This window comes from Mycobacterium sp. (assembly GCF_965229105.1).
Taxonomy (GTDB): Bacteria; Actinomycetota; Actinomycetes; order Mycobacteriales; family Mycobacteriaceae; genus Mycobacterium.
Map to the genome: position 1 here is coordinate 5,629,958 of NZ_OZ245858.1, position 19,586 is coordinate 5,649,543.

A 19,586-nucleotide genomic window follows, 5' to 3' on the forward strand; every position below is an offset into this window, starting at 1 on the left:
ATGAACTCGCCGCGAGCTCACATTTGTAACTTGAACCCCACCAGTCACAGCGCGGCTCCGCCGGAAACGGCAGCGTCTCGCTTAATCTGCACACACCATGGCGACCTTTCGAACCGTCTCCCGGCGGGTTACTGCCCTGGCAGCGGCCCCTTTCCTGGTGAGCTTCTGCCTGCTGGGCAGCCCGGCCACGGCCAACGCCGACCCCGACACCTGCCCGTACAAAGTGAGCACCCCGCCCGCCGTCGACTCTTCTGAGGTGCCGACTGCGGGCGATCCGCCGCTACCGATGCCGGTTCCCAGTGACACCGTCGGCGGTGACGCGCTGAGCAGCTGCGGTGTGATCACCGCACCGGGCACGCCGCCGGTTCCCGATGGGATTTCCGCCGAGGCGTGGGTGGTCGCCGACCTCGATACGGGCGAGATCATCGCGGCAAAAGATCCGCATGCCCGGCACCGGCCTGCCTCGATCATCAAAGTGCTGACCGCGATGGCCTCACTCAACGAGCTGAACGTCAACAAACTCGTCCCAGGCACCCAGGACGACGCCAACGCCGAAGGCACCCGCGTCGGTGTCGCTCCCGGTGGCATGTACACCGTCAACGATCTGCTGCACGGCCTACTGATGCACTCAGGAAACGACGCCGCCCACGCGCTGGCGGCGCAGCTGGGCGGGATGGACACCGCGGTCAACAAGATCAACACCTTGGCCGGCAAGCTCGGCGGGAAAGACACCCGGGCCGCCACCCCGTCCGGCCTCGACGGGCCGGGCATGAGCACCTCGGCCTACGACATCGCCCTGTTCTACCGCTATGCCTGGGAAAACCCGACGTTCGCCGACATCGTGCACACCCAGACCTACAACTTCCCCGGGCGCGACGGCAATCCGCCGTACGAGATCGAGAATGACAACAAGCTACTCAGCAACTACCCCGGCGCACTGGGCGGCAAGACCGGCTACACCGACGATGCCGGGCAGACGTTTGTCGGTGCGGCCGATCGCGACGGCAGAAGGTTGGTCGCGATCACGATGCGCGGCACGCGATTGCCCGACGCCCCGTGGGAGCAGGCAGCCAGACTGCTGGACTACGGCTTCTCCACCCCGCCGGGCACCAAGGTCGGCACATTGGTCGACCCCGACCCGTCGCTGGCGCCAAAACCCGACCCGCTGGCAGCCGCGGCCGAAAAGACATCCGCCAAGGCCGCACCATTCGTCGATGCCGCAGACGCAACACCGGTGCGGGTGGGCGTTGCCGTGGTCGGCACGATCATCGTGCTCGGACTGATCATGGTCGCGCGGTCGACGAACCGCCGCAGGTCACGAATCTAGTCACGTTCATACGTGGCTGGGGGTGATGACCGAGACCGTCTTGCCGAATGTGTTGGTCACGTATGCAATGCCGTCAGGTGCGACCGTCACCGAGCCCGGCGCGAATCCGACCGGCACCGTGGCGATCACCGACTGAGTAAGAGTGTTGATCACCGTCACCGAACTCGTATTGGTGTCGGTGACGTAGAGCACCGAACCGTCGGGACTGAGGGCAACATCTGTTGGCCCAGCGGGGTTTCCGCCGATGGCCGCGATCGGGATGGTCTTGGTCACTGCGCTCGACGCGGTATCGATCACCACGACCGAGTTATCGTCGGACCTGGTGACATAGAGCGTCTTGCCGTCCTTGCTCAGTGCGAGAGACCCCACGGCGGACGGGGTGGTCCCGACGTTGATGGTCTTGACGGCCTTGGTGGCGACGGTGATGACCGACACGATCGGCACGGTGCCGCTCGTGGAACCGGAGACGTAGGCCGTGGCCCCATCCGGGCTCAAGACGATGTCGGTGGGGCCGTACGCGACCGGGATCTTGTCGACGACCTTGCCAGTCTTGGTATCGACGATCAGCACGGAACTGTTGCCCACCAACTGATCTGGCAGATAGGCATGCAGACCGTCAGGCGCGAAAACCACCGACCGCGGGTTGGTCCCGATACCGGTCAGGGGGCTTGTCCCGTTCGTGCCGGTATCGACGACCGTTATGGTGCCGTCGCCGGCGTTGACGACGTAGGCCACCGCGGGCTTGGCCGGGTTGAATCCCACGGCGACCGGGTTGCTCCAGACGGTGTATTGGCCGACCACTGCGTTGCTCGACCGGTCGATCACGTACACCCGGTTGTTGCCGATAGTGGTGCCACTGACGACGTACAGCTTGCCGTTCGGGCCGACGGTCACGTTGACCGGATAACCGTCGATGGGGATCGTGCCGGTGACCGTGAAGGTGTTCGGTGCCTGCACCGCGGGTAGCGCCGCCACCGGCACCGTGATGGTCGTCGGTGTCGACAGCTGTCCGTCGCTGGCAGACAACGTGAAGGCATCCGAACCAGCGGGCGAACCCGCCGGCGGCCGGGTCGCCGCATTCGGGGTGTAGGTGTAGGTGCCATTGGCATTGGCCACCACCGTGCCCTTGGTCGGACCGGTCACCACGGAGTAGGTCAACGGATCGCCGTCAGGATCAGAGAACCCCGAACCCGCAGTCACCACACCGGTCTGCGCATTCACCGAAGGCGCGCCCGGCGACCCCGCCACCGGTGCATGATTCACCGGTTCGGTCCCGGTCAGTTCAACGTCGAACTCCACCTTGGCACGGTGCGCTCCGCCAGGGAAGATATCGTCGGCCAAGTCTTGATTAAACAGTCCCACAACACTATTGAGTATTCCGAGGGGTCCGTGGAGGTGGGGTTCGGCGTCGGCGTCACTCACGGAAATGACGAACTTGTCCGAGCCACCCGATGCCAACAGATCAGCGTTGGGCGTGTAGGAGAAGGTGCCGTCGGCGTTGACAACGACACTGCCATCGCCGGGCTGCTGTGTCACCTGGTAGGTGACCGGATCACCGTCATCGTCGCTGGCGTCCACCTGGCCGGTGAAGCTGCCGTTCGGCTGTTGGGTGGTCGTACCTGCGGTGATCGTGGGCGTCGCGTTGAAGAGGTCCCGCCGGACCAACGCCAGGATGCCCTCGATGTCAAAGATTCCCGCCGGTTCAGGGATGGCTGGGGCACCGCTGGTCGCAGGACCTGCCGGTGCCGTGGCGGCGACGGTCACCCTTGGTGCGACGGGCCGCGCGGTCGACGCCCGCAGGATCGCCGGCGCTGAAGTGACCGTGCGCTCGTTGGCCACACTCGCGGAAGTCTGGCTCGCGGCGCTGGGTTCAACATCCGGCGCAGCGCCAGCGGAAGAAAGTTTGCTGGTTTGCGCATCGACCGACGCGTGGGAACCGGTCGGTTTATCCGAACGCGCTTTCGAAGTGGAGCCCGACGCCGACGACCGGCCCGAAGCGGCATGGCCGCCTTTTTTCGATCCGCCTGACGCCGAGTCAGGGGATGAACCGGCTGACGCGCCTGATGAATCCGTGGGTTCGGCCTGTGCGACCCCGGCGTTCGCAGCGACTGCAACCCCCAAGCCGACCGCTACCGCGAGTCCCCCGACACGAGATACATACTTCACTGAATCCATTGGCTGCTTTCCGTTCTCGTGCCCATTACTTACTCGGTTCGCCTTCACACGGGCGAGGTCTGCGTCAACGACAGCACGAATCTCGGTGCAGACAGTCCACAGTCCGACGCGGGTGACAGCGTCGTCGACGACTCGATTCGCTCGCACCACATCGTCTTCCGATCGCCGCAGCACGCCGTTGAAAAAGACTGCCCGGTACTGAAGTCGCTTTCGAGCGCCACATTATGCTGCCGGAGCGGATGCGGGAATACGGCAAACAGCGTATATTTTGCTGCAACGATAATTTGCTGGGGGCTTGATATGGGCAGCTTGCGCCACAAAGATATTGAGGCTGTACACAATCTGGCGCTGAGGGCCTATGCCTGTGACGGACTCGACAGCTTCCCGGCGGCGATCTTGCCAGAGCTACGAAGCCTGGTTCCTGGAGACATGTTCGGCTACAACGACGTTGACCTGTCCGCCGGACGAGTGATCGTCATCCTCGACCCACCCGATGCCGGCCTCGACGCACTCTTCGACGCATTTGCGGCGACCGCGCATCAACACCCCGGGGTGATGCTCTCCGCAAGCGGTGACTATCGCCCCCACACGTTGTCCGATTTTCTCACCACCCGCGAGCTGCACCGCCTCGACCTCTACAACGAGGTGTACCGGGTGCTGGGCTCCGAGGACCAGATCTACTTCAACTTGGCGCCGCCAGCCGTGGTCACGATCGCCATCAATCGGTCCAAGCCCACATTCACCGAACGCGACCGCGACGTAATCGAGGTGTTGGAGCCACATCTGAGTCGGGCGTTCATGCAGGCGCAGCATCGGGAACGCACCCGGGTGCTCATTGCCGCGCAGGACGCAGGGCTGCGCGAGACAGATGCGGCGCTGGTCCTCATCGATCCGACCGGTTCGGTGGTCCACGCATCGGCATTGGCCCGCGACCTCCTGACCCAGTACTACCCGGGCCGGCGCGACGTCAGCGGCGTTCTTCCTCAGGTGTTGGCCGAGTGGCTGCATAGCTGCAACCCCGAGATGCCCGCTTTGACTACCGTCGCGGGCGCCCACGGCCGACTGCAGATTCGAGCCTTATCGGGTCACACACCGCAGGGCTGGCGTGCCGTACTCCTCGACGAGGTGCGGGGACGCTCGGCACCCAGCGTGGACTCACTTCGCCGGCTTGGCCTGACCGACCGCCAGGCACAGGTACTGCGCCTGCTCTGCACCGGCAGCCGGACCGAAACGATTGCCGAGCAGCTGTATCTCAGTCCGGCGACGGTGCGCAAACATCTGGAGAATGTCTACGCCCGCCTCAGTGTCCGCTCGCGGACAGAAGCTGTCGCCATCGCCATGCGCCAACGACCATCCTGATCCCGCCCAGCAATCCGCGAAAGACCGTCCCAACATTTTCGTCGCGTTGGTAATATCCCCCCACCCGCGGAGTTCGGTACAACTGTCCAGTTGTTCGTGGGCTCAAGTTCCGGTGGGGGATAACGTGAATGCTGTCGCGCCAGCGCACCGCGCCGCGATCGCTTCGACGATGGCACACTGGCCCACCCGCTCCGACGTATGCGATTTTTCCCACCACGAGTCTGGAGGCCCGGATGGAATTCGGTTACGCAGATAGTTCTCGTCGAGCGTTGGTGATGGTGTCCGCGCTTCTGGTTTCTGGCTCGATGGTCTTCGGCGGCGTTCCCGTCGCGAGTGCGGACCCATTCGACGACGACTCCTCGACCGAATCGGTCGACAGCGCACCGGAGCCCGAGGCACCAGAGCCCGATGCCCCCGAGGCACCGGAGCCCGAGGCACCAGAGCCCGAGGCACCGGACCCCGGGCCCGCGGCAGATGAACCCGCTGTCGGTTCCGGCCCAGAGGCGCCGGAACCGGATGCACCCCAACAGGAATCGCCGGGCGCGGGCGAGCCGGATGCCGGCGGCGCCAATGCTGGCGGCGACGAGCCCCCGGCTCCCGGCGACGAGCCCGGAGCCGGTGAAACGGCACCAGGAGAACCCCCAGCGCCGCAGAACCCCAGCGACGATCTACCCGGCCTCGGCGACGAGGACCCGATCGACCTGGACCTCAACACAGCCGACGTACCGGACGCCGACGAGCGCGCAGCGGAAACGGGTAAAGCCACCGAAGTGGATCCCGGCGTCGCCGACACCGCTGAGATCGACGATCTGCGCGAGATCGTGGACAGCCAGTTCACCAGCACCACTTCGAGCAGTTCGACGACAACATCGTCGAGCTGGAACCAGTCGGTCACCTCGTGGAGTTCGTCGTGGGTGGGATATGACACCTACTACCGCCCGATCATCGTCAACCCGTACCAGAGCCCGCTGCAGATCGTCTACACCTATGACGACGCGACTCGTATCGTCGTGGTCAATCCGTTGGAGCGGGTGATAGTCGACGCCAACACCCCGGGCGTGTACAGCTTCACCGCGTTGACACTCTCCCCCGATAAGAAGACGGTCGCCACCGCATCCGTCGGCAGCTTCTCCGGTGGCGGATACAAACCGCAACCGGGCCAACCGCCGCCCGCAAAACCGGCGGCACCCAAGAGCTTCGAGAACGTGCTGGTCCAGCTCCGGTACGAGGGCGCCAATTCCAAGCCGTTCCGCGTCAAAAAGCTCTACGACCTCGGCGACGATCCCACCGTCGGTAACCAACGCCGCGTGCTACTCGACGGCGAGGTCCCGGCCTGGGGACAGTGGACGAAGACCACCAAGGGTGAGGCGCTGTTCGCCATCGACAAGACCCAGCAGCTGCCCGGTCTCAACGCTCCGTCCCAGGGCCCGCTGCCGGGTTACAACGTGGAGCTGGTCGCCAATGAGGCGGCGGAGAAGCATTCGATCTGGAGCAATACGTGGCTCTGGGTCGGGGTGGCGGCAGCAGGTGTCGTGGCACTCGGCGCCATCCTCTTCACGGTCGTGTCCCGCCGCCGCCGCGTGGAGTAACTGCCGCGTGCAGTAACTAGCGATCGCGGCTGCGGAACCGCGAAAAGCTCAGCACACCAAGGGCTCCCACCGCCGCAGCGGCCATCGCCTGCGGTACCTGCAGACCTGGCCGGGTAATCACCCGCGAGTTGATCACCGCAGGCGGCGGTGGCGCCAGCAGGTCTTCGCGCAGGTTGTCCTTGGCTGTCGCGGCCCATGCGGTGGCGAACAGGATCAGGCGTGCGGTGATGTAGGCGAACACCATCACACCCAGCACCGGACCGAACGTCGCACCCGCGGGACCGGTCACGACACCGCGCAGATAGATCGTCGCAATCTGTTTGAAGATCTCGAAACCCACCGCCGCCAGCAGACCCGCCGCGATGCTGCTGCGGAAGCTGATCCGCTCTCGGGGCAACCGCGCGATCATCCAGGTGAACAACAGCCATGAGACGACCAACGACATCGCCAGGGACACCACTCGCAGCACCACGCTGAGCACCGGCGAATCCGGGATGCCCAACCAGGCCAGCACGGTAGCCATCAGATTCGAACTGCCCAACGCCGAAAGGGCGATCGTCAGGATGATCGCCACAAATGCCGATAGCAGCGCCAGGAGATCGGAGAGCTTGGTCTTGACGAACCCTGCGGGCTCACCACGCTGTTTGCCCCACATCTGGCTCAGCGCCTCGCGCAGGTTGGCCATCCAGCCCAACCCGGCCCATGCCGCGGTGGCCAGCCCGATGACACCGACCGAGGTGCGCGAGTCGATGGCCGAATCGATCAGCCCAACCAGTTGCTCACCGAAATCGCCGGTGACGATGGACCGGATCCGATTCTCGATCTCCGTCAGCAGCTCGGGTCGGCTGGCCAGGACAAAACCACCGGCCGCGAAGCCGACCATCAGTAGCGGAAACATCGCGAAGATCGTGAAATAGGTGATACCCGCGGCGTAGAAATCGCCCTTGCTGTCGTTATAGCGTTCCTGGCCGCGCATCACGTGATCGAACCAATGCCACTTGGCGCGATACCGGTCCAGCAACCCCGGTTTCTTGTCGGGTTCAGCGGGTTCGGTCATTCCTGCCTCCCGGCGCTCACTGCAGCTGCGGTAAAAAACCTAACCGGTCATATACCCGCTTGACCGTGTTTGCAGACGCCTCCCGCGCGCGCCGCGCCCCTGCAGCCAGGATCGCTTCCAGTTCGGTCGGATCCGCAAGCAGCTCGTCGACACGGGTTTTGATGGGCGTGACAAATTCAACGACCGCATCAGCGGTGTCTTTCTTCAGGTCGCCATAGCCGCGGCCGGCGTAGCCGTCGACGAGGGTGTCGATATCGGTGCCGGTGACCGCGGACTGAATGGTCAGCAGATTCGAGACACCCGGTTTGGCGGCGGTGTCGTAACGGATCTCGCGGTCGCTGTCGGTCATCGCGGAGCGAATCTTCTTCGCAGTCTTCGCCGGATCGTCGAGCAGGCTGATCAGCCCGGCATCGGTGGCTGCCGATTTGCTCATCTTCGCCGTCGGATCCTGCAGGTCGTAGATCTTGGCCGTCGCCTTCTGGATCATCGGCTCTGGCACCACGAACGTCCGGGGGAAGCGGGCGTTGACCCGTTGTGCGACATCGCGGGCCAGCTCGAGGTGCTGACGCTGGTCCTCCCCCACTGGCACGACGTTGGTGTCGTAGAGCAGCACATCGGCGGCCATCAGTACCGGATAGGTGAAGAGCCCGACGGTGGTGGCGTCGGCACCTTCCTTCTGCGATTTGTCCTTGAACTGCGTCATCCGCGATGCCTGCCCGAAACCGGTGAAACACCCCAGCACCCAAGCGAGTTCGGTATGCGCGGGAACGTGGCTTTGCACGAAGACGGTGGAGCGGGCCGGGTCGATACCGAGCGCCAGGTACTGCGCCGCGGTCACCAGGGTGCGCTTACGCAGTAACGCCGGATCCTGCGCGATGGTGATCGCGTGCAGGTCGACGATGCAGAAGTACGCGTCGAAACCGTCCTGTAGCGCCACCCACTGGTTGACCGCACCGAGCGCATTGCCGAGGTGCAGGGAATCGGAGGTGGGTTGGACGCCGGAGAAGACCACCTGGCGGGGCTGATTGGTGTCGCTCATGATCGTTGGATCATTTCATGCGCACCCGCGCCTACCCGCTGCTGCCCACATGGGCCATTACGCTGGCCCGATGCAACGGATACTTGGTCTTATCGTCGCGGCTACGCTGCTGCTGGGCATCGCGCCCGTCGGTAGTGCGTCAGCCGAGCCGCCGGCGCACCGCGCCGTAGTGGTGGTGTCCGGTGGCGACGCCGTCAGTCCGTTCACCACGCCCGACCTGGCCTGCGAAACGGGGTTGGCAGCCGGCAACACCGATACCGAGATCCGCGACTATCTGCTGCGCCAGGGCTACACCGTTTACACCTCCCCCGCGATGGCAGGCCGAGGGCCGGTGGTCGACCAAAGTGGCTTCGGGGCATTCGGGAACTGCCCGGTCACCCTGCCAGACGTGATGACCGTCGACTCGACCGGCAGCATCGACCTGGCCGGTGAGCGTCTGGCCCGGTTCCTGAACTATCTGCACACCGACCACGGTGTCGACGAGATCGACGTGGTGGGTCATTCGATGGGCGGCCTGTATTCGCGCGCGGCATTCCGGATGCTCCAGCAGACCGGGTCTCCGATCCACATCCGCTCGCTGACCACGATCGGCACACCGTGGCAGGGCAGCTTCCTCTCCGACTACGCCAATGGCATCACCCCGCTGGCCGACTGCCTCGGCGACGCGTTCTGCGAGAAGGGCATGGAGGGGATGAAAGCCCGGGCCGAGTTACTCATGACGGGGTCCGGCCGCGAGGTCAACCAGCGCTATCTGATGGGTGCGACGGGGTGGAACGAATTTCAGGCCGGGGTCCTCGACGACATCCCCGTGGTGCTGATCGGTGGTAACCGCTTCACCAAACCAGGGGCGGTCAATCCGACGGTGTGGCCCAATGACGGCATCGTTGCGACATCCAGCGCGTTGGCCACCGATATCAGCGACCGGGTACTGCCACACCGCAGCTGCGTGAGCTTCGACGACACCCACAGCATCTTCGTCTCGGACGCCGCAGGCTTGCCCTGGGACACGGGGCTGACCTGGGACCCGCGGACACTGGCCGTGCTGCGCGACGCGATAGAGGGTGCTCCCGCGGCATTGTCTGCACCGACGCGGCAAGGGTGCCCGGCCTAGGCAGGCAATCACTTTCGTAGCCTTACGCCTGGTCCACATCCGGGCCAGGTGCCCCGCTTGATGACAGGCGTGGGAACTTTGCAGCGCGTGCCACATTCGCATCTGCGTGGACACGAGCGTCAATTATTCCTATGCTCCGATGAAACACGCAGTTGACGGGTCCTCTCCTGCGGGCGTTCGAGATTGATCGGTTCACTCGTCATGCCTACCGGGGATGGGTTTATGAATGCTGTAGTTGAGTCTGGCCTTGCAGTCCTTGGCAATTCACTCATTGGGCCTGGGACCGGCACTGCCTTCCGGTCGGGCTCGCCACCCTCTGCGGCCTCGATGCTGAACGTTGGCAACGCTTTTCATCGGATGTAGTCGAACGGTCGGTTTCCAACGAACAGATCTACACGTGGGAAAGCGCTGCGGCTCAGCAATCGGTACGGGTAAAGAATTTCGTTTCCATACACTTGCGCGTTCCTTGTCCTGTGTTATCTTTTGACGCACGCGTCATAATGTTTGCCGCATTCGCAAATACTTGTCGTAAAACACCGTCTTTAAACAAGGTTGGGGTCAATGGGGGATTCTCGTAGTTCGCGGGTGAGCGGTTTTGTGGTTGCGGCAGGCCTCGGGCTTGCGGCTGCGACGGGCCACGGGGTGGCAGCGGCCGATCCCGACACCACGGCCTCGCCGGGCACCACCGGGAGTTCTCCGAACGCGTCATCGCCGGCCGGCCCGAAAGCCAAGCCGAGCCGCGCGACGTCGGGCAGAAACCAGACCCGTTCCGGCGACATCGCCAGCGCAACAGGCAAAACCGGCACCAACATCACCCGCTCCTCTGCGGCCGATCGCCCCGCACCCGTTACCGCCAAGCCGGTAGCTGCCGGTGTTGCGGAGACTGAAAGCGCGAGCAGTGCAGCAGTAGACACCGGACCCGCAGCGACTGCGACGGCCACCAAAACAGTGACACCGCTGGCGCGGTTCACCGCATCGCCCGCGCATGCCACCGCACTGCCAGCCACGGCGACGGTCTCCACCCCGCAGGTAGCACAGGTCGCGGCTGGCCCGGAAAACCTCATCTCGGGACTCCTCGCCGCGTTCGGCCTCAATGGCGGCAGTCCGTCGACCCCTGTCGACTCCCCCACCCTGTGGACCGTGCTCGCCTGGGCGCGCCGCCAGATCGTCGGCGCCTTCATCAACCACGCGCCGATCGCCCATCCGGTCCAGACTTCGGTCTCCGAGGGCGGTGTCATCCGGGGCACGATCGGCGCTGTGGACCCCGACGGGGACCCGATGACCTACACCGTGGATCAGCAGCCCACCTCGGGCACGATCACCGTCGGATCCGACGGCAGCTACACCTTTGTCCCGAACGACCCCACCTTCTCCGGGGCAGCCACCTTCACAGTCACGTTGCGTGACAAGGGCTTCCGACTGTTCAGCCAGCCGGGTGTGACGACAGTGGACGTGTCCGTGCGCATTGGCGCGCCGGTCACCGTCGTCGCCCCTCCGGACAGCGGCACTCCTGACGCCACCACCGGGCAGGTGTCCGGGTCGTTGGGTGTCAAGGATCCGAACACTCCCGCGGCAGGTTTCACCTACACCGTGGTCAACAAGCCCCAATACGGCACGGTGACCTTCGATACCACCACGGGGCGGTACGTGTACACCCCCAGCCTCGTCGGGCGCATCACCGCGGCCCTGACTCCTGGCCTGACCGATTCGTTCACCGTGGCGGTCGGCACCACGGTCAGCACAGCCATCGAGGTCAAGGTCGACGGGATTTCCGTATCGCCACGGGCGGTCACCTCGACGGTCAATCAGGTTGGCACCGACAGCTATCCGTTCGGTATCGCCGTCAGCAAGGACGGAACCCGTGCCTACGTCACCAATATCCACGACGGCACGGTGTCGGTGATCGATCTGCGCACCGGCCAGGTCGGCGCCTCGATCACCATCGGGGGTCAGCCCACCGCCATCGCGGTCAACTCCGCGGGCAACCGGATCTATGTCCTCAACGACGCCGACGACACCGTGTCGGTTGTCAACACCATCACGGGAAAGATTGTCGGACAAGCGATTCAGGTCGGCAACGACGCGAGTGCGATCGTGCTGAGCAGGGACGGGAACCGGGCCTACGTCAGCAATTCCAGCGACGGCACCGTCTCTGTGATCGACACCGTCAGCAGGACCGTCGTATCCACGGTCGCGGTCGGCACCACACCGTCGGGGTTGGCGTTGAGCCCCGACGGGCGCTACGTCTACGTGGCCAACTCCGATTCGGGCACAGTCTCGGTGATCAGCACGCTGCGCAACGCTGTGGTGGGGACCGCCACGGTCGGTGAATCGCCCACTGCGCTCGTGGTGAGCGCCGACGGCTCCCGGCTCTATGTCGCCAATTCCGGCGACTCGACGATCAGCGATGACGGCACCGTCTCGGTGATAGACACCAGGACCCTCGCGGCCATCGGTTCACCGATCCGGGTCGGTGACTATCCGAGCGGAATTGCGCTGAGCGCAGACGGAACTCAGCTCTACGTGGCCGATGCGCTGTCGAGTGAGGTGTCGGTGATCGACACCGCAACCTTCGAGGTCGTCGACCTGCCCGTCGCCAGCGGCCCAACCAGCCTGGTGGCCGTCAACAGCGCCAACGGTCCGCTCATCGTTGTCGCACACACCGATCTGCTCGGCACCGGCAATGCGCCGATCACCGTCATCTCGCTCAACGGTCAGGCGGGAACCCTCACCCCGGCCGCGGCTGTCGGAGCAGGGCTGCCCGACTCTGAGCTCTCCGTCTCACCTGCTGCAGCGACGACCCCGAACTACACCCCGCCGCTCGGTAATGACTGGACGCTCGGATATGACATCACCAACCTGACCGCCTATCCGATTGTGCTGCAGTCCCAGACCTATGTCGGCCGTGGCGGTGGCCCCGCAAACGGAACGGTGCTTGCACCCGGCGCCACCCAGCACTTCGAAGTCACCCGATACTTCTGGACAGGCAACGGCGGAACGCTGACCTACTACCAGCCCCAGACGCAGCAGACCTATGCGGTATCGCTGACGATCAATCCAATCTTCAACGACGGTCTCGTGACCGCCACATCGTGCACCAAGGGCAACTGCCTTGGCACCGGGAACGACCAGACGAGGATCGCCCTGCTCGGCGTCGCCGGGAGCACCGTCAACATCGCTGCCCAGCAATCCGACAGTCAGGCCGCAGCCGTCAACGCACTCTGCGACAAGAGCGGTGTGAGCTGCAGTTTCAAAATCTCCTCGACACTGGACACCTACAGTGCCGTCCGTCAGGTCGGAAACACCCTCGCCAATAACAGCGGCACCAACCTGAACAAGACAATCTCGGAGAGCACCACCCAGACCGTGACTTCCAGCTGGAAGCTCTCGGCCAAGGTCGGCTTCAAGATTGCCGAAATCGTGTCAGCCGAAATCGCCGGCGAATACGGCAAGTCGTCCGCGGAGGCCAAGTCCTTCACCGAATCGCTGACCTTCACCATCCGGCCCGGCTACCAGGGTCGTGTGTTCGTGGAGACACCAATTACCCGCTACTACGGCGATATGACGATCACGGTCGGCAACACCACGATCATCTTGAAAGACACCTACTTCGACGCCGCACGCACGGGCGATGCCCGCTGGGACGTCGTCGAGGAACTTCAACCGACGAAGCCCACCACCGCCGTCTGAGCGGGGGCGCCTGACGCATCAAGAACTCACCAAGGATCCGAAGAGGTCGTCGTCCGAGTCTTGTCTCAACCGAGCACCACCGCGGTGCCGGACACAGACGAGACTCGAGGAGGACAACCATGATGACGAACACAGTTCGCGCCGCACTGGTCGCCGGTGTGTTGGGCACAGCGACGCTGGGTCTTGCCGGTGCAGCGGTCGCGACGACCGCTCCTGGCACCAGCCCGTGCACCGTCGGCCACTGCTACACCGCCCAGGCCGGGCGGGACGGCGCACCCATCACGATCCGCCTCGTTGACGACGAGGACGGAGGCGGCGACATGGGCGGCGACATGGGCGGCGACAGCTCGGGTGACTTCAGCCCGGCAGAGGTGACCGACGATGTCCCCGACACGTCCTGGGCGCCGATGGATTCCGACGAAGGCCCAGGGGCTGACGATCCTGCCCCCGCCGACCCGGAACCGGCAGATCCAGGCCCGGCAGATCCAGGGCCCGCCGACGAAGGACAGGCACCGGACGCCGGGGACAACACACCGGCGTTCGACTCCACCGGTTCGGAGCCATCGGATTCTGGCGCTGACGCATCCAACGACCCGGCCGGTGACCCGTCCGACCCGGCCGCTGACGTTCCGACGGCACACGAGCCGGCGCAGGCACCTGAGGTCCAGGTCGCCTCGGCCCCGCAGCAGGATGTCGACGCCGCGCAGGCCTCCGAGCCGACGGTGGCCGATCCCGGGCCCGCGGACACCGCCGACGTGACCGAGCTCCGCGAGTCCATCGAAAGCCAGACATCGTGGAGCAGCGCGAGCAGCTCGTCGTCATGGAGCAGCCAGGTGTCGACGTGGAACTCGGGTTGGGTGGGCTACGACGCCTACTACCGCCCGATGATCCTGAACCCGTACAACAGCCCGCTTCAGCTGATCTACACCTACGACGACGCACCGCGCATCGTCACGGTGGGACCGTTGCAGCGAGCGGTGATCGGGGCGTCGAACACCGGCGTCACCAGCTTCACGACCCTGGTGAAAACACCGACGGGAGCCGTCAGCAATGTCTCCGTCGGCAGCTTCACCGGCGGGGGCCACGTCCCGGCGCCGGGGCAGCCACCCGCTACGAAGCCGGCACCACTGGCCGCCTTGAAGAACGTTCTTGTGCAGCTGCGCTACTCGACCGGCACGAGCGCACCGTTCTGGGTCAAGGAGATCGCCGACCTCGGTGACGATCCCACGGTCGGTGGCCACAAGGTGTTGATCGACGGCGCGACGACAGCGTGGGGCCAGTGGTCGAAGACCAGCAGCGGCGAGCGCCTGTTCGAAGTGAGCAAGACCGAGCAGCTGCCCGGCCTCACCGCACCGTCAGAAGCCCCGCTGCCCGGCTACCAGAATGTGCGTCTCACCGCGAACACTGTGCAATCGGACACCTGGATGGACGTGCTGATGTGGGTGGCGATCGGTATCGGCGCCGTCGGAGTGGGCACGGTTGGGGCAGTACTGATCCGCAGCCGGACGCGCAACACCGACCGGGAGCACACCGTTTAGTTTTGCGAAGGAGACGCCCGGCTGGGAATCCCAGCCGGGCGTCTCTTTCTGTGCTGGGTCACAATTGACGGTGCAGTGGCTCGGACAGGTGAGTTGGACGGCAGGACGGCAGGAGGGCGATGGCGGGATCGACTGTCGGCTTTGGCGTTCTGGGCCCGCTTCAGCTGACCATCGACGGCGTCGACATCGCTATTGGCACGCCCAAGCAGCGGGCCGTCCTGGCCGTCTTGGTGATCAGCCGCAATCGCGCTGTCGGGGTGGATTCGCTGATCGATGCTGTCTGGGGTGAGTCGCCCCCGTCCGGGGCCAGGGCAGGCCTGCATTCCTATGTGTCCAACCTGCGCAAACTGGTCGGCAAGGCCGCTGGGGCCAATCCGCAGGCGATCCTGGCCAGCGCCCCGCCCGGCTACCGGCTCAGCATCGTCGACAAGGATTGTGACCTGGGGCGATTCGCGGCCGAAAAGGCTGCGGGGGTGAACGCCGCGGCGGCAGGACAGTTCGACCAGGCCAGCCGCCACCTCTCCGCGGCGCTGGATCAGTGGCGCGGGCCCGTGCTGGAGGACCTGCGCGAATTTCCGTTCGTCGAGCCTTTTGCCGCCGCCATCGAGGAAGAGCGACTGACCACGGTCACGGCCAGGGCCGAAGCGGAACTTGCGTGCGGCCGCGCGAACGGAGTCATCGGTGACCTCGAGCCACTAGCCGCCGAGCATCCCTACCGCGAACCGTTGTGGGCGCAGCTGATCAGCGCCTACTACCTCACCGAGCGGCAGTCCGATGCCCTGGAGACCTACCAGCGACTCAAGACCGCGCTGGCCGATGAGCTCGGCATCGATCCAGGGCCGACCGTGCAGAAGCTGTACCAAAAGATCCTGCGCCAGGAACCACTGGATACCAAGGCATCGGCGCGCACCGCGGCGGCCGGTACCAAAACCGTTCTCGACCAGCGCACCCAGGTCGAGGCCGGCGGCGCCACCGCCTGGCTGGTCGCGCTCTCGGGTGAGCGCCATCAGCTGCGTTCGGTCGCCACCCGCATCGGCCGGTTACCCGAGAATGACGTCGTCCTCGACGATCCCAAGGTCAGTCGGCATCACGCCGCGATCATCGACACCGGAACCGGTTACACGCTCAGCGATCTGCGGTCGGCCAACGGTGTACAGGTGCAGCACGTGCGGGTCCCTGGCAGCGTCGCCCTCGCGCACGGCGATCAGATCCGCATCGGCGATCACCTTTTCACCTTCGAATTCGCCAGCCCCGACTGACCGTTGCCGATGCCGCAACGGCCGGGCTCGCCCCGTCCGCGCCGCGTAGTTAGTACGGTTTGACTAGTTCCCGAAACAACATGCGGCCCGAGCCCGAAGCGTGGCGGACGAAGGAAAGAGCGGCGATGAACGAGACCCCGCAGAACTCGCGGGTGGGGACCCGACTCGGCCCGTATCAGCTCAGACGACTGATCGGCCGCGGCGGTATGGGCGAGGTCTACGAGGCTGAGGACACCGTGAAGGGCCGCATCGTCGCCCTCAAGCTCCTCCCCGAGGCACTTTCCGGTGATGCGGTGTTTCGGGAGCGGTTGCAGCGGGAAGCGCGCTCGGCGGGACGGTTGCAGGAACCTCATGTGGTGCCGATCCACGACTACGGTGAGATCGACGGTCAGCTCTTCGTCGATATGCGGTTGATCGACGGTATCGACCTGCGCACCGTACTGAGCCGCAGCGGTCCGATGCCCCCGGCACGCGCGGTCGGCATCATCCGCCATATCGCCTCAGCCCTGGACGCTGCGCACGAGGCAGGTGTCCTGCACCGCGACGTCAAACCAGAGAACATCCTGATCACCCGTGACGACTTCGCGTATCTCGTCGATTTCGGGATCGCGAGCGCGGCTTCGGAGAAGACGCTGACCGAAACCGGCACTGCCATCGGCACATACGCGTACATGGCACCCGAACGGTTCAGCAGCGAGCCGGTCACCCTTCGAGCCGATATCTATGCGCTGGCCTGCGTGCTGTATCAATGCCTGACTGGCGCACAACCTTTCGAGTCCAAGAGCATCAGCATGCTGATCACCGCGCACCTGATGGAATCACCACCACGGCCCAGTGCGTCCCAACCCGATATTCCCCCGGCATTCGACGCGATCATCGCCAAGGGCATGGCCAAAAAAGCCGAGGACCGCTTCGAAAGCGCGGGCGAGCTGGCTCGTGCGGCGGCGGCCGCGATCGGCATCGTCGACCTCGGCCAGCCGGTGGGTACCGGGACAACGGAATACCCGGCACACGAACCGACGATCGCCTCGAGCGCGCTTCCCGCGCCTGCGCCGCTGCCGGACATGGGGGCGACGACGGCCGCCGTCGGACCGACGCCACCGGCGCGTCGCCGCGGCTGGCTCATCGCGGGTGGCGTGGCCGCGGTACTGCTGATCGTGGCGGGCACCGTCGGCTGGGTGAGCACCCGTCACGCCGACGATGCCACCGCGATGGCGTCGACCCTGACCATCACCCGCACCGTGGAGAGCACCACCCGCACACCGGTCAGCTCCCCGGCCGCGCTCTCACCCGACGAACGCAAGCTGCTCGGGATGATTCCCAATCCCGCCACCTGCAAACTGAACACCGACGAGTCGGCCGCCATCGCCGCATTCAATTGCGCGGCACCAGGATCCGACGGGCATCAATCCGCCTACTACGGGCTCTACAGTGACGCCGCCGCACTGGAATACGACTTCACCGCCCTCGTCGGTGATGACGAGCTGACGGCGTGCCCCGGCGCCGAAGACTCCCCCACGCATTGGGATTACGAGGGCTCCGCCGACGACGGCGCCGAAGGCTCACTGGCGTGTGGCGAGTACCAGGGCGTCGCTGACATCGTATGGACCAAGACATCGGACCTGGTACTGGGAACCGCTCAGGGTAAGGACCTGACTGCGTTGTACAACTGGTGGGTCAGCGTCACCTAGCCCTAGGCGGTGCCTGCGGTGTATTCGACGGTGACCGGCGCGTGGTCGGACCAGCGCAGGGCGTACGCGGCAGGCCGCTCGGTGCCGGCCGCCACCGCGCGGGCCGCCAGTCCCTCGGTGGCCAGGTGGTAGTCGATGCGCCAGCCTGCGTCGTTGTCGAACGCCTTCCCACGCCACGACCACCAGCTGTACGGACCGGCCACCTCCGGGTGGGCCTGCCGGACGACGTCGACCCAGCCCGCGTCGAGCACCGTTCCGACCCAGGCCCGCTCGCCGGGCAGGAAGCCCGACTTCTTGACGTTGGCCTTCCACGCTTTGATATCTGCCTCGGTGTGGGCGATGTTCCAGTCGCCGCAGATCACGGCGTCCCGACCGGTGGCAACCAGTTCGGCCATCCGCTCGGCGAGCGCCGCCATGAACCGCTCCTTCTCCAACTGGCGTGGCGTGTCGGCCTCGCCGGTCTGGACATACACGCTGCCGACGGTGAGCCCGCCGGTCGGGGTGTCCAGGTCAACCTCCAGATAGCGGCCGTGAGCCAGGAACTCCTCGGCGCCGAATCCGACCCGCACCGCGCTGAACGGGTGCCGGCTCAGTATCGCAACACCGTTGCGGCCCTTCAGATGTGGCTCAGCGGCGGCCAAATGCCAACCGGCGGTGAGCGCCGGGGCCAGAGCCGCTGCGAGTTGCTCGTCATCAGCGCGGGTCTCCTGCAGGCACACCACGTCGGCGCGAGTGTTCGCCAGCCAGGGCAGCAAGCCGCGGTTGTCATCTGAGCGCTCTTTGACTGCGGCGCGGATGCCGTTGACGTTGATGGTGCTGACAATCACGGAGCAAGACCTTAACCGCACCTCACCCGATACCGGCGGTACCGGGTTCTTGCTAGAGTCTGGGCATGACGTTCCGACGCGAACCGATCCATATCGGATCGGGCGAACCGATCCTCTTGCTGCACCCATTCCTGTGTTCACAAGAGGTCTGGTCGACGGTCGCCGAGCAGCTCGCCGAGACCGGCCGCTTCGAAGTTTTCGCGCCGACGATGGTCGGCCACCACGGCGGACCCCGAACGCGCAGTTGGTTGCTGGACACACATGTCTTCGCCGATGAGGTCGAACGCCAACTCGACGAATTGGGCTGGGCAGACGCTCATATCGTGGGTAACTCGCTGGGCGGTTGGGTGTCGTTCGAACTTGAGCGCCGGGGCCGCGCCCGCTCGCTGACGGCGATAGCGCCCGCCGGCGGCTGGACCGACTTCTCACCGGTCAAGTTCGAGATCGTCGCCAAGTTCCTGGCGGGCGGCCCGGCGCTGCTGGCTGCGCGGCTACTGGGCGCCGAACGGATCCTGCGGCTGCCGTTCGCGCGTCGTATCGCCACGCTGGCCGTCAGCGGTCCCGCAGACGGACCGCGCCACCCCGAACTGGTCACCCTGATCGACGACGCGACGCACTGCCCGGCCTACTTCCAGCTGCTGGTGAAATCGCTGACCGCGCCCGGACTCAAGGAACTCGCCAACGCCGAGGCGCCGGTGCAGCTGGTCACCTGTGAATTCGACCGGGTGCTGCCGCATCCCCGGTACAGCAGGCATTTCACCGAATATCTGCCGTCGTCCTCGCGGATCAGTCGCCTCGACGGCGTCGGGCACATCCCGATGCTGGAGGCACCCGGTCGGGTCACCGAACTGATCGCCGACTTCGTCGACGAAAACACAGCGCCCGCCGACCTTTTCCTGCGCGAGCAGACGTAAACCGCCCTCC

At 65.2% G+C, this 19,586-nt stretch carries 13 protein-coding genes; 9 read left to right on the top strand and 4 right to left on the bottom strand.

Annotated features, from left to right (window positions below):
- The first annotated feature begins 97 nt into the window (after positions 1–97).
- The gene (locus ADBZ9O_RS26520) at positions 98–1,327 is read left to right on the top strand and encodes a D-alanyl-D-alanine carboxypeptidase family protein (protein WP_526526095.1); all 1,230 of its coding nucleotides are present in this window, start codon (positions 98–100) and stop codon (positions 1,325–1,327) included.
- A 6-nt stretch (positions 1,328–1,333) separates the two neighbouring features.
- Here ADBZ9O_RS26520 and ADBZ9O_RS26525 read toward each other — a convergent pair whose 3' ends face one another.
- Complete coding sequence (locus tag ADBZ9O_RS26525; protein ID WP_526526096.1) at positions 1,334–3,166, bottom strand: cadherin-like domain-containing protein; 1,833 nt, start codon at positions 3,164–3,166, stop codon at positions 1,334–1,336.
- 636 nt (positions 3,167–3,802) lie between these two features.
- Here ADBZ9O_RS26525 and ADBZ9O_RS26530 point away from each other — a divergent pair.
- A complete protein-coding gene (locus tag ADBZ9O_RS26530; protein ID WP_526526098.1) occupies positions 3,803–4,861 on the top strand; it encodes a response regulator transcription factor in 1,059 nt (352 codons plus the stop codon).
- Positions 4,862–5,094: 233 nt separating this feature from the next.
- Positions 5,095–6,450 carry a hypothetical protein gene (locus tag ADBZ9O_RS26535; RefSeq protein WP_526526099.1) on the top strand — a complete coding sequence of 452 codons (1,356 nt, stop codon included), beginning with the start codon at positions 5,095–5,097 and terminating at the stop codon, positions 6,448–6,450.
- A gap of 16 nt (positions 6,451–6,466) precedes the next feature.
- On the opposite strand, the gene yhjD is transcribed toward ADBZ9O_RS26535, so the two are convergent.
- Both yhjD and trpS read right to left on the bottom strand, forming a co-directional pair.
- Positions 6,467–7,507 (bottom strand): inner membrane protein YhjD, encoded by a 1,041-nt coding sequence (gene yhjD / locus ADBZ9O_RS26540; RefSeq protein WP_526526101.1) that lies wholly within the window; start codon positions 7,505–7,507, stop codon positions 6,467–6,469.
- Between the two features lie 16 nt (positions 7,508–7,523).
- On the bottom strand, positions 7,524–8,546 hold the full coding sequence (trpS, locus tag ADBZ9O_RS26545) for a tryptophan--tRNA ligase (protein WP_526526103.1): 1,023 nt from the start codon (positions 8,544–8,546) through the stop codon (positions 7,524–7,526).
- A 70-nt stretch (positions 8,547–8,616) separates the two neighbouring features.
- Between trpS and ADBZ9O_RS26550 the strand changes: the two genes are divergently transcribed.
- The 5 genes from ADBZ9O_RS26550 to ADBZ9O_RS26570 all read left to right on the top strand — a co-directional run bounded on the left by ADBZ9O_RS26550 (position 8,617) and on the right by ADBZ9O_RS26570 (position 17,835).
- Positions 8,617–9,657 carry a lipase family alpha/beta hydrolase gene (locus ADBZ9O_RS26550; protein WP_526526104.1) on the top strand — a complete coding sequence of 347 codons (1,041 nt, stop codon included), beginning with the start codon at positions 8,617–8,619 and terminating at the stop codon, positions 9,655–9,657.
- 585 nt (positions 9,658–10,242) lie between these two features.
- Positions 10,243–13,347: a beta-propeller fold lactonase family protein gene (locus tag ADBZ9O_RS26555; protein ID WP_526526105.1), complete on the top strand. Its 3,105-nt coding sequence runs from the start codon at positions 10,243–10,245 to the stop codon at positions 13,345–13,347.
- Positions 13,348–13,466: 119 nt separating this feature from the next.
- The gene (locus tag ADBZ9O_RS26560; RefSeq protein WP_526526107.1) at positions 13,467–14,885 is read left to right on the top strand and encodes a hypothetical protein; all 1,419 of its coding nucleotides are present in this window, start codon (positions 13,467–13,469) and stop codon (positions 14,883–14,885) included.
- Between the two features lie 119 nt (positions 14,886–15,004).
- Entirely contained in the window at positions 15,005–16,144 is a 1,140-nt protein-coding gene (locus ADBZ9O_RS26565) for a BTAD domain-containing putative transcriptional regulator (RefSeq protein ID WP_526526108.1), read from the top strand.
- A 125-nt stretch (positions 16,145–16,269) separates the two neighbouring features.
- The gene (locus tag ADBZ9O_RS26570) at positions 16,270–17,835 is read left to right on the top strand and encodes a serine/threonine-protein kinase (protein WP_526526110.1); all 1,566 of its coding nucleotides are present in this window, start codon (positions 16,270–16,272) and stop codon (positions 17,833–17,835) included.
- A gap of 2 nt (positions 17,836–17,837) precedes the next feature.
- Here ADBZ9O_RS26570 and ADBZ9O_RS26575 read toward each other — a convergent pair whose 3' ends face one another.
- Positions 17,838–18,662 carry an exodeoxyribonuclease III gene (locus ADBZ9O_RS26575; protein WP_526526111.1) on the bottom strand — a complete coding sequence of 275 codons (825 nt, stop codon included), beginning with the start codon at positions 18,660–18,662 and terminating at the stop codon, positions 17,838–17,840.
- A gap of 65 nt (positions 18,663–18,727) precedes the next feature.
- Here ADBZ9O_RS26575 and ephH point away from each other — a divergent pair, with 65 nt between their 5' ends.
- Entirely contained in the window at positions 18,728–19,576 is an 849-nt protein-coding gene (gene ephH, locus ADBZ9O_RS26580) for an epoxide hydrolase EphH (RefSeq protein WP_526526112.1), read from the top strand.
- The last annotated feature ends 10 nt before the right edge of the window (positions 19,577–19,586 follow it).